At 33.2% G+C, this 10,617-nt stretch carries 10 protein-coding genes; 8 read left to right on the forward strand and 2 right to left on the reverse strand.

Annotated features, from left to right (window positions below):
* Window positions 1-190 precede the first annotated feature (190 nt).
* Window positions 191-1,816 carry a DEAD/DEAH box helicase gene (locus IKZ35_00895; protein ID MBR4892523.1) on the reverse strand — a complete coding sequence of 542 codons (1,626 nt, stop codon included), beginning with the start codon at window positions 1,814-1,816 and terminating at the stop codon, window positions 191-193.
* An 8-nt stretch (window positions 1,817-1,824) separates the two neighbouring features.
* Window positions 1,825-2,118: a YhbY family RNA-binding protein gene (locus tag IKZ35_00900; protein MBR4892524.1), complete on the reverse strand. Its 294-nt coding sequence runs from the start codon at window positions 2,116-2,118 to the stop codon at window positions 1,825-1,827.
* A gap of 126 nt (window positions 2,119-2,244) precedes the next feature.
* On the opposite strand from IKZ35_00900, the gene IKZ35_00905 reads away from it, so the two are divergent.
* The 8 genes from IKZ35_00905 (at window position 2,245) to IKZ35_00940 (ending at window position 10,447) form a co-directional block, all read left to right on the forward strand.
* Window positions 2,245-3,522 carry a peptidoglycan-binding protein gene (locus IKZ35_00905; GenBank protein ID MBR4892525.1) on the forward strand — a complete coding sequence of 426 codons (1,278 nt, stop codon included), beginning with the start codon at window positions 2,245-2,247 and terminating at the stop codon, window positions 3,520-3,522.
* Window positions 3,523-3,869: 347 nt separating this feature from the next.
* The gene (locus tag IKZ35_00910; protein MBR4892526.1) at window positions 3,870-4,955 is read left to right on the forward strand and encodes a helix-turn-helix domain-containing protein; all 1,086 of its coding nucleotides are present in this window, start codon (window positions 3,870-3,872) and stop codon (window positions 4,953-4,955) included.
* 17 nt (window positions 4,956-4,972) lie between these two features.
* Window positions 4,973-5,677 (forward strand): cell division ATP-binding protein FtsE, encoded by a 705-nt coding sequence (ftsE, locus tag IKZ35_00915; protein ID MBR4892527.1) that lies wholly within the window; start codon window positions 4,973-4,975, stop codon window positions 5,675-5,677.
* Complete coding sequence (locus IKZ35_00920; protein MBR4892528.1) at window positions 5,658-6,542, forward strand: ABC transporter permease; 885 nt, start codon at window positions 5,658-5,660, stop codon at window positions 6,540-6,542. Before ftsE ends, IKZ35_00920 begins: the two co-directional genes overlap by 20 nt.
* 12 nt (window positions 6,543-6,554) lie before the next feature.
* A complete protein-coding gene (locus IKZ35_00925; GenBank protein ID MBR4892529.1) occupies window positions 6,555-7,703 on the forward strand; it encodes a peptidoglycan DD-metalloendopeptidase family protein in 1,149 nt (382 codons plus the stop codon).
* Window positions 7,704-7,713: 10 nt separating this feature from the next.
* Window positions 7,714-8,967 (forward strand): S41 family peptidase, encoded by a 1,254-nt coding sequence (locus tag IKZ35_00930; GenBank protein ID MBR4892530.1) that lies wholly within the window; start codon window positions 7,714-7,716, stop codon window positions 8,965-8,967.
* Window positions 8,968-8,997: 30 nt separating this feature from the next.
* On the forward strand, window positions 8,998-9,849 hold the full coding sequence (locus IKZ35_00935) for a 4-(cytidine 5'-diphospho)-2-C-methyl-D-erythritol kinase (protein MBR4892531.1): 852 nt from the start codon (window positions 8,998-9,000) through the stop codon (window positions 9,847-9,849).
* A 58-nt stretch (window positions 9,850-9,907) separates the two neighbouring features.
* Entirely contained in the window at window positions 9,908-10,447 is a 540-nt protein-coding gene (locus tag IKZ35_00940) for a stage II sporulation protein R (protein MBR4892532.1), read from the forward strand.
* Window positions 10,448-10,617 lie beyond the last annotated feature (170 nt).

The raw sequence follows: 10,617 nt of genomic DNA on the forward strand, positions 1-10,617 counted from the left end.
TTCTTTCTGCAGGGGCTGAAAATACAAATAAATTATATTAACAGCGGATGAAACATTACATCGCGAGGTCTTTCCCCTTCGTTCAGAAACTCTACTCCCATTTCCTGACACTTAACGCGCAACGTCTGCTCTGCATTTTATAAAAAACCTTTTAAATAATTTTAACACTTAAAATTTTTAGTGTCAATAATTACCTTTTTCTTTTTTGTGATGGTTTTTTATCTTTTGTTTCTTCTCTTTTTTTGTTTGATATTTCAAAAGTTATTTTTCTTTTTTTATAATAAGTACCGTTTAAGGTTTCAATTATTATATCAGCAACTTCCCTTTCCACATCGACAAAGGAAAATTTCTGCATAATATCAATTTTTCCGATTTTTTCAAAGTCAACTCCGCTTGTTTTAAGTAAATCTATCATATTGTTTGTTCCCATTTTATCCATCTTGCCAAGATTTACAAAAAGCCTTACTTTGTTTTTATCGTCATGCTTCTTTTTTATTAAATCGTCTTTTTTGTTATAATCTTTTCCCTCGTTTAACATTTTTAAAAGGGATGCAGAAAGGTCAAAGATATCTACTCCGTTTGAGAATGTATATGTTTCAAGATAATCTCTGTACGAAGAGTAATCACTATCCTTTAATATGCACAAAACATCTTCCATAACAGTTTCAAGATTAACTGCCTTTTCTTCCTTTAAAGACGGAGGAGTGATAAGGGTTATTTCCCCTTTTGTAAATTTCTTTAACTCTTTTATTTTTTTAACTTCTCTGCCTGATACAAAAGTATAGGATACACCCTGCCTTTTTGCTCTGCCTGTTCTTCCTATTCTGTGAACATAATATTCAAAGTCTTCAGGAATTTCATAGTTAAACACTGCATCTACATTGTCAACATCTATTCCCCTTGCGGCAACATCTGTTGCAACTAAAATACCTGTTAACCCTTTTTTAAACCTGTCCATTACCCTGTCTCTTTGCATTTGCTTCATATCTCCGTGAAGCGCATCGGCAGGAAGTTTTAAATGGCGAAGTTCGGCGCATATTTCGTCAACCTTTTTCTTGGTATTGCAAAACACCATACAAAGTCTGTATCTGTTTGCATTAAAAAGCCTTTTTATCGCTTCAACCCTGTTTGCAGGTTTAACTTCAAGATAATACTGCATAACAGTATCAACTGTAAGTTCGTCCTTTGTTACCTTTATATGCATAGGGTTTTGTTTCTGGTATTTATCTGCAATATCTATTATTTCCTGTGGCATTGTAGCAGAGAATAAAACTGTTTGTCTATCAATTGGTGCAGTTTCTAAAATAATATCTAAATCTTCTCTAAAACCCATATTAAGCATTTCGTCCGCTTCGTCTAAAACAAGCATTTTTAAGTTCTTTACTTTTACTGTTTTTCTTTTTAGATGGTCAATAAGCCTTCCAGGTGTGGCAACTACTATCTGCGGTTTTTTTCTTAATGCTAAAATCTGGACATCTATCTGCTGTCCTCCGTAAACTGAAACAATATTTACTCCCTTTTTATAACGCGCGATATTTGCAAGTTCCCCTGCTGTTTGTATAACAAGTTCTCTTGTGGGACATAAAACTATTCCCGCAAGTGTTTTATCTTCTTCATCTATTGATTCAATCAAAGGGATACCGAATGCACAGGTTTTGCCTGTTCCTGTAGGTGCCTGAACTATAACATCATTACCCTCTAAAATAGGGTTTATTGCTTCTTCCTGCACCTTTGTAAGTTCGGTAAAACCCATTTTTTCAACACCTTGTAAAATCAGGGGCGATACATTTAAATCTTTAAATTCTTTTATTTCCATAACTATCCTTATTTCGGTAATTTTATTGTTTTATTCTTTTTAGATTCTTTATATAGAACTATCTTTCTTCCTATAACCTGAACAGGCTCTGCACCTGTTAATTCAACAAGTTCATCACATACATCTCTTGCGGTTCTAAGACTGTTTTCAAGAACTGTTATTTTTATTATTTCATTAGCCTCCATCGCCTCTAAAAACATATTAACCTGATTTTCGGTTATTTCCCCTTTACCCACCTGATAACGGGCAGGAACAGAATTTGCAAGGCTTCTTAAATAGGCTCTTTGTCTGCTGTTTATCATTTTTTTACCCTCTTTTTAATTTTTTTCGTATCAGTATAACATATTTTATCAATTTGAGTCAACATAAATGTTGCTTTTTATAAATATAGATATATATATAACTAAAAATTTACAAGGAGTGATTATATGAGAACTCTTACTTTAAACGATAAAAACTATGATGTGTACTTAGCAAAACTTGCACTTTTTCGTGCTATTGGCTATGACGCAGATTTTTCAGACACATATAATGAAGAATTTGAAGAAACGGTAAGAGAATTTCAAAGGGCAAAAGATTTAAGAGTTGACGGAATTTTCGGCCCTGATACATGGCAGACTGCCTTACCCTTTTTATACGGTTTTACACTTCACACAGTAGAACAGGACGACACAGTATTTAACCTCTCGGAGTATTATTCAACCAGTGCCGATGCAATTATTAAGGCTAACCCTGACATAGATACAAAAAATCTTACAGTAGGAACACGCCTTGTTATTCCATACCTTTTTCCTCTTGTAACCGACAAAATTCCCTATTCTTCTGTTCTTACCCAATATATCCTTTACGGACTGGTTGCAAGGTATCCGTTTTTAGAACTTTCAAAAGCAGGAAATTCAGTTATGGGAAAGAGCATTTACACTGTTAAAATAGGCAGAGGGACAAACGAATATTTCTACAATGCATCCCACCATGCAAATGAATGGATAACTACCCCTCTTTTGCTTAAATTTATTGAAGAATATTCTAAAAGTTATTCGGAGAATACGACAATAGGAACGCTGGGTGCAACCTATCTATATAACATTTCTTCCCTTTATCTTATTCCGCTTGTAAACCCTGACGGAGTAGACCTTGTAAATTCAGCGATAGACACAGAAAATGAATATTACATAAGGGCAAAAGAAATAGCCGATAATTATCCGTCTATACCTTTCCCAAGCGGTTGGAAAGCAAATATTGTAGGAACTGACTTAAATCTTAATTACCCTGCTTTCTGGGAGGAGGCAAAAAGGGTCAAAGAGGCTCAGGGAATAACAGGCCCTGCACCGAGAGATTATGTTGGAGATAACCCCCTTTCTGCTGTTGAAAGCAAGGCTGTCTACGACTTTACTCTGTCAAGAAATTTCAGGCTTTCTATCTCTTATCACACTCAGGGGGAGGTTATTTACTGGAAGTTTCTTGATTACAACCCTGAGGGCTCTTATGAAATTGCCTTAAGGTTTGCAAGAAGCAGTGGCTATTTAGTTTCAGAAACCCCTCTTGAATCTGGATATGCAGGGTATAAAGACTGGTTTATCCTAAATTATAACCTGCCAGGTTATACAATAGAGGTTGGAAAAGGAGTTAACCCTCTTCCTATTTCAGAACTTAACAGTATTTATCAGAAAAATGTTGGAATACTTACTGACGCATTGACCTTATAAGAACCTCACGAAAATCTAAAAGCCAAAGGCTTAAGATTTTCGGAGAACCTTGTTGTGTTAATTCACAATAAGAACCTCACGAAAATCTAAAAGCCAAAGGCTTAAGATTTTCGGAGAACCTTGTTGTGTTAATTCACAATAAAAAAAGACAGTGTTTAAAAAAGTTTTTAAGCACTGTCTTTTTTAGCATCTCCTTTTTTGTCTTTGGTTATTTTTTTTGCATTTATACCAATAGTTTGACGACTTTTTGCCAAAAAAACTTGAAAATTGCACAAAGATAGTATATTATTATAATATATAATAATAAAATGTGAAATTTTGTGTTTTTTAAGAAAGGAATGTATAGAATGGCTCAGAATTTATTTAAGTCTGTTGTTTCGCAGTATAAGTCTATTATAGATTATCCGTTTGGCATTTTAGATGATGAGTTTTATGTTATAGCGTCTACTGATGAAAGCGCTGTCGGAAAATGTATGCCTGAACTTGAAGATTTTATTAAAAAAGACAGTCATATTATTTTAAACAGAAACACAGCATATCAGCCAATTTATGTTAAAGGTAAATTAGAATTTATCGTTTATTTGGAAAGCACAGATGCTTCTTCAATTAAACTTCTTAATATTTTAAGTATTGCTCTTTTAAATCTTAAACAGGTTCAGGATGAAAAACTTGACAAGTCTGTTTTTATTAAACATCTTCTTCAGGACAGTATTCTTCCGAGCGATATTTATGTTAAAGCAAAAGAACTTCGCATTTCTACTGATACAAAAAGAGTTGTTTATCTTATAAAGGTTGCCAGTGAACACGGAGAAACCGTGTATGACATTTTATACAGTATGTACCCTTCTAAAAATGTTGACTTTATAGTAAGCATTGATGAAGAAACCATCGTTTTAGTTAAAGAAATGGGCAACAATGTCAGCAGTAAGGATATTGACAAAGAGGCTATGATTATAAAAAACACAATAAATTCTGAAGCTCTTTGTACTGCTAAAATCGGTATCGGCTCTTATGTAGAAACAGTAAGAGAAATTGCTATGTCATATAAAGAAGCAAAGATTGCAATAGAAGTAAGCAAAGTTTTTGATACTGAAAAAGATGTTATAAACTATGAGCATTTAGGAATAGGAAGACTTATTTATCAGCTTCCTACCACTCTTTGCAAAAAGTTTCTTGACGAAGTGTTCAAAAAAGATTCGCTTGAAGAACTTGACGAAGATACAATAGCCACTATTCAGAAATTCTTTGAAAACAGCCTTAACATATCAGAAACAGCAAGAAAACTTTTTATACATAGAAATACTCTTGTATACCGTCTTGATAAAATACAGAAAAACACAGGCCTTGATTTAAGACAGTTTGACGATGCAATTATATTTAAAATTGCTATGATGGTTAAAAAATATCTGTCTGCAAATGTTGTAAAACTCTAATTTAAAGGAGAGACAGTATGATTAAATTCACCAACGTTACAAAGACCTATGAAAATAATAACAACAATGAAATTCACGCTTTAAACAATGTGTCTCTTGATATTAAAAAGGGCGAATTTGTATTTGTTGTAGGAAGTTCGGGTGCAGGTAAATCTACATTAACCAAACTTCTTATTGCAGAGTTTTTCCCTACTGAGGGGGAAATCATTGTTGGCGATACTAATTTAGGTAATCTTACAAGAAAAGAAATTCCGTATTACAGAAGAACTATCGGTATGGTTTTTCAGGACTTCAGATTACTTGAGAATAAAACAGTATATGAAAATGTTGCATTTGCGCTTGAGATAGTGGGGGCAACAAGAAGGCAGATAAGAAGAAGAGTTCCTGATGCTCTAAGCAGAGTAGGCCTTGCAACCAAGGCTTCAAGATACCCGCACGAACTTTCAGGGGGAGAACAGCAAAGAATTGCCATTGCAAGAGCCATTGTTAATAATCCTCAGATTATTATTGCGGACGAGCCTACAGGTAATCTTGACCCAAGAATTTCCAAAGAGATTATGGACATGCTTCTTGAAATAAACAAGGGGGGCGCTACTGTTATAGTAGTTACTCATGATAAAACTCTTGTGGACTTAATGAAAAAAAGAGTTATTCTCCTTGACGGCGGAAAGATAGTTGCAGATGAAGAAAGGGGTGCTTATAATGAAGTTACACTCATTTAGTTTATTTATAAAAGAAGCATTCAACAATATATTTCTTAATCGTGCAATGTCATTTGCTACTTTGGTAGTTCTTGCATCGGGAATATTCCTTTTCGGTATTACATCGGCTATTACAGTAAATATTTTTTCAATAACAAATAAACTGGAACAAGATTTTCACTTAACTGCATTTATTGACGAAACATATGACAACGAAAAGATAAATGAAGTGATGCTAAGTGTCAACGAGCTTTCCTATATCGGCGAAGCACAACTTGTTACAAAAGACGAAGCATTTGAAAAGTTAAAAGCAATGTATGACGATGCAGAATTTTTAGAAAGTATTAACGACGGAACAATTTTGAGAGATTCCATTGAAATCACTCTTACAGATTTATCAAAAGCATCCGAAGTATCCAAAAATCTTTCAAAAATTTCAGGCGTTGCGAAAGTCAGCCAGTTTGAAGGCGAGATGGAAACCTTTTATAATCTGTCAAGAAAAATTCAGCTTGGAACATCTGTTATTACAGTTATCCTTGTTGTTCTTGCGCTTTTAATTATGGTAAATACAATCAATATGTCTATACTTGCAAGAAAAAGACAAATCGGCATTATGAAAATAGTTGGTGCTACCGACTGGTACATAAGATGGCCTTTTATTATCGAAGGGATGCTTATAGGTCTTATTTCTTCAGTTATTTCATGGGCAGGAGTTTACTGGGTATACAGTGCTGCTCTTAACGGTATAGGCAGTCAGCATAAACTTATCGGTATTCTTTCCACACATGAAGCAATGCCGCTTATAACATTTATTATAGTTGTTACAGGGCTTTTACTTGGAAGTACATCAAGTATGTTTTCAATAAAAAAACATTTGAAGGTATAGGGTGATACAATTATGAAGAAAATAAGTAGAACAAAAAAGTTTATTACCTTGCTTACTCTTTTTAGTATTATTTTAAATGGTTGTTTTATTGCATACGCTGCAACACAGAACGATTTAAACAAAAAAACCAATGAAAAGCAACAGGTTCAGAAAAAGATAGACGATAATAAAAAGAAACAGGACAGCGCAAAAAAGGAAGCAGATAAGTTAGAAAAAAACATTAAAAAAATTACTGCTGAACTTGATGCTATATCTGCTACTCTAAACGAACTTGGAGAAAAAAAGGCAACTTTACTTTTAGAACTTGCCAACGCTGAAACAAACGAGAAAGCACAGGAAGAAAAACTTAAAAAACGCCTTCGTTCAGTTTATGAAGACGGGGCTATTTCCTATTTTTCCATCCTTTCTTCAAGCGAATCGGTTTTTGATTTCTTTTATAATCTTGAAAATTTAAAACTTATATCCGAATATGATGATAAAATTCTTAACGAGTTAAAGGCTATAAAAAAAGAAATAGTTGAGAAAAAAGAAGATCTTGATAAAGTTATAAATAAGGAAAAAGAAAAAGAAAAAGAACTTGAAACTGCCAACAGCAACTTAAAATATCAGGCAGAGCAAAAGCAAAAATATGTTAAAGACCTTGATAAAGATATAGAAAAATTAAGAGAAGAATATAATAAAATAGAGCAGGAAGAAGCCGCACTAAGAGCAGAGATTGCAAGAAAAGCAAGTCAACAAAGCGGTTCAAATGTTCCTAAAACATATGTAGGCGGTCAGTTTATATGGCCTACCCCATCCTGCCATACAATTACATCGGCTTTCGGTTACAGAAATCATCCTACACTTAAACAGTATAAATTCCACTCAGGAATAGATATCGGCGTGTATGCGGGAAATGATGTATTAGCAGTTGCAGACGGTGTTGTTACTGTCAGCACTTATGAGAGTGGATACGGAAACTATGTTGCAATAAACCACGGCGGAGGAATTGTAAGCCTTTACGGACATAACAGCAAACTGCTCGTTAGGGCAGGTCAGTCTGTTAAACAGGGTCAGGTAATTGCAATATCAGGAAGCACAGGAAGGTCTACCGGTCCGCATCTTCATTTTGAAATATTAGTTAACGGCTCTGCTGTTAACCCTATGAACTATTTTAAATAAGGGAGTTATTATGGAAAATTTTGATAAACAAAATGAGGACTTAAATACCTCAGAAAATGAAAATGACGAAATAGAGGCGATAAAACCAAGCGTTAAAATATTTGGTAAGATTTTTACCATTATTGCCTATATTTTAGTTTTCGTTTTAGGTTATCAGGTTGCCACCGTTTCTTATACCGGTCAATTCGGCAATGTACCGGGAACAACTATATCACAGATGAACACCATAGAAGACTTAGTAAAGAAGTATTATTATAAAGATTATAACAAGAATAACCTTTATGATTATGCCACAAGTTTTATGGTGTACGGATTGGAAGACCCATATTCTTACCACCTTGACGAAACAGACCTTAAGGAATATGAAGAAACAATAGAGGGAGCATATGTGGGAGTCGGCCTTAGCCTTGCACCAAGTGAAGACGGGCAGATTATGGTAGTTTCCCCATTTGATTCTTCCCCTGCCCAGAAAGCAGGAATTTTAAAAAATGATATTATTGTAAAAGTAAACGGGAACGAATATTCGTACAAAGAGTCTGAAGAGGCTATAAGGCTTATGAAAGGCAAAAAAGGCGAAACTGTAGAACTTGAAATAAAGCGTGAAGGCGTTGAAAATTTCACAGTTACCCTTACAAAAGATGAAATTATATATACTTCCATATCATCTGAAAAAATTGAAGACGATACTGTATATGTAAGAATTTCAAGATTTGATATTAACACATACGAAGATTTTACAAAGGAACTTTCAAAATATAACATAGACGAAAATATTAATTTAATTTTGGATGTAAGAGATAACCCAGGTGGAACTGTAAACACTGCTGTTAGCATTGCAGACTTATTCTTAGACGAAGGTGTTATTATTACAGAAAAATATAAAAACCAAAAAGATGTTATTGAAAAGTCTGACGAGGCTTATATTAAAGTTAAGTACCCTATTATAATGCTTACCAACTCTTCTTCTGCATCTGCATCAGAAATTCTTGCAGGTTCCCTAAAAGACAGAGAAAAGGCAATTTTAATAGGCGAAAAAACTTATGGAAAAGGGCTTATTAACCAAAGATTTGAAATCGATTCTAAAAACAGCATAGTTCTTTCAGTTGCAGAATATTTAACCCCTAACGGCACTAAAATTCACGGAGTGGGAATTGAGCCTCACAAAGAGGTTATATCCGAACATACAGGAAGTATTCTGACTTTAGAAAAAGAAGACGATATACAACTAAACGCTGCTTTGGAATATATTAAGGAACACAATTAAAAAATTTATAATAACCTTTGGGAGTTATTTATGAGTGAATTTAATATTAAGGCAAAAGCCAAAATCAATTTATCGTTAGATATAATATCAAAAAGAGAAAACGGATACCATAATCTTAAAATGATTATGCATACTGTTAATTTATGCGATGATATTATAATAAATGAAACTAAGGATAATAAGTTTTTATTAAAAACCAATTTATCCTATCTTCCTAATGACAGCCGAAATATATTATATAAAACATATATCGATTTTTATAATTACACAGGCTTAAAGGCACAAGGTTTTAATATTTATCTTGATAAAAGGATTCCTGTTTGTGCAGGGCTTGGAGGAGGCAGTTCAGACGCTGCAGCATTCCTTAAATTCTTAAATGAATATTCAGGAAATATTTTAGAAGAAAAAGAACTTCTTGGGATTGGCGAAAAAATCGGTGCAGACGTTCCTTTTTGTATTATGGGAGGCACCTGCCTTGCAGAAGGTATAGGAGAGAAACTTACTAAACTTGATCCATTACCCGACTGCCATATAGTTATAGCAAAGCCACAGAATAAAGGGCTTTCTACAAAAGCCATATTTTCTATGGTAAATATTGATGAAATTAAATATCATCCTGATACTTCGGGTATTATAAAAGCATTAAAAGAAAAAGATTTATACAGCATCACAAAAAGAATGTATAATGTTTTAGAAGATTATTCAAAAAATGAGTCTTCCGATATAATATTATATAAAGAAAAGTTTATGGAGTTTGGTGCTTGTGGTTCACTTATGAGTGGCAGCGGAAACGCAGTTTTCGGTATATTTGATAACTATAAAAAAGCCGAACTTGCAAAAGAACAATTTAAAAAATACACAAATCTTGTATATTTGATGTAAAAAATGTTAACCATCTTAATATCAATTTTTTTCATTGATTGAAAGGTGGTTATTTTTTTTGAAGAAAATATTACTTATAATTTTGCTTTTTTCTTACATAGCATTAGGGGTAAACGCGTCTAAAAGCATAAACGAATGTGATAAGTATGTAAGACTTCATATACTTGCAAACAGTAATTCTTTCTATGACCAGAGTGTAAAAGAAAGGGTTAAAAACTTCTTTTTATCTTCATTTTATAATGATCTTAATAATTTAAAAAGTAAAGATGAAACACTAAATTTTATTATAAATAACAAACAGAGAGTAAAAGAAAAAATAGATGGATTTCTTTCTTATATCGGTACAGATTATACCTGTGAAATTAAAGTGGGAAAAGAAGTTTATAATAAAAATTCTTATAAAAGCGTTAATCTTCCCTACGGAACATATGACAGCGTTAAAATAATACTTGGAAAAGGCAAAGGAAAAAATCTTTTCTTTGTACTCTTCCCTGCCCTTTGTATAAAGGAAGATGTTACAATAAAGGATAACCAAAGTGATAAAATAATTTATAAATCAAAACTAATAGAAACTCTAAAAAATATTATTTATAAATAATCACTAAAAAAACTGCATTAGTGCAGTTTTTTAGTGCAGTAGTACTTGAACACAATATGCCTTAAACTTGTTAAATTCCAATCTTTTTAATTTGTCGTCCTCGTAAGGCGTCAGCCTGACTTCGTCCTTCGCATTAAAAATCTTGAAAATTTTCCTGCGTTTAAGGTCGA

The sequence above is a fragment of the Clostridia bacterium genome (genome assembly GCA_017554615.1).
Classification (GTDB): Bacteria; Bacillota; Clostridia; order UMGS1840; family HGM11507; genus SIG450.

What these genes read in the sequence shown, in the direction of transcription:
- IKZ35_00895 (MBR4892523.1), bottom strand. Translation starts at nt 1,816, where the DNA reads ATGGAAATAAAAGAATTTAAAGATTTAAATGTATCGCCCCTGATTTTA.
- IKZ35_00900 (MBR4892524.1), bottom strand. Translation starts at nt 2,118, where the DNA reads ATGATAAACAGCAGACAAAGAGCCTATTTAAGAAGCCTTGCAAATTCT.
- IKZ35_00905 (MBR4892525.1), top strand. Translation starts at nt 2,245, where the DNA reads ATGAGAACTCTTACTTTAAACGATAAAAACTATGATGTGTACTTAGCA.
- IKZ35_00910 (MBR4892526.1), top strand. Translation starts at nt 3,870, where the DNA reads ATGGCTCAGAATTTATTTAAGTCTGTTGTTTCGCAGTATAAGTCTATT.
- ftsE (MBR4892527.1), top strand. Translation starts at nt 4,973, where the DNA reads ATGATTAAATTCACCAACGTTACAAAGACCTATGAAAATAATAACAAC.
- IKZ35_00920 (MBR4892528.1), top strand. Translation starts at nt 5,658, where the DNA reads ATGAAGTTACACTCATTTAGTTTATTTATAAAAGAAGCATTCAACAAT.
- IKZ35_00925 (MBR4892529.1), top strand. Translation starts at nt 6,555, where the DNA reads ATGAAGAAAATAAGTAGAACAAAAAAGTTTATTACCTTGCTTACTCTT.
- IKZ35_00930 (MBR4892530.1), top strand. Translation starts at nt 7,714, where the DNA reads ATGGAAAATTTTGATAAACAAAATGAGGACTTAAATACCTCAGAAAAT.
- IKZ35_00935 (MBR4892531.1), top strand. Translation starts at nt 8,998, where the DNA reads ATGAGTGAATTTAATATTAAGGCAAAAGCCAAAATCAATTTATCGTTA.